Source organism: Streptomyces sp. L500, assembly GCF_054551825.1.
Window position 1 is genome coordinate 1 of record NZ_JBTOLC010000139.1, and the last position, 547, is coordinate 547.

The 547-nt window shown below is 68.0% G+C and carries 1 protein-coding gene; it reads right to left on the reverse strand.

The annotated features are described in order from the left end of the window. Positions 1-547: acyltransferase domain-containing protein (locus ACX9I7_RS32700; RefSeq protein WP_459389414.1), on the reverse strand; the 547-nt coding region annotated here is incomplete at both ends.

The window sequence follows — 547 nt, forward strand, 5'->3', positions numbered from 1 at the left end:
ACCGGCATCGAGGAGGGTGGTGATGCTGTCGGCGAACAGGACCGGCTCACGGACCTGACGCACCCAGTACTCCGGCGAACACCACGCGTCCGGATCGGCCCACGTACCCGTCACGTTCGAGACAGCGGGAATCTGCGGAGTGTGGAACTCGACGGTGTCCAGGACCTGCCGGAAGTCCTCCAGCATCGGCTCCACCAACGGCGAATGGAAAGCGTGCGAGACATCCAGACGGCGCACGCGATACCCACGGGCGGCCGCCTCGGCCATCACACGGTCCACAGCCTCCTCGCGGCCGGAGATCACGACCTGGCGCGGGCCGTTGACAGACGCAACCACCACACCATCACCCAAAAACGCGGTGATTTCCGCTGCCGTCGCCTGCACCGCCGCCATCGCACCGCCCTCGGGCAGCGCTTCCATCAGACGGGCCCGGGCAGCGACCACCCGGCACGCGTCCTCCAGCGACCACACACCCGCCACATACGCGGCAGCCAGCTCACCCACCGAATGACCAGCCACAAACCCCGGCCGGACACCCCACGACTCG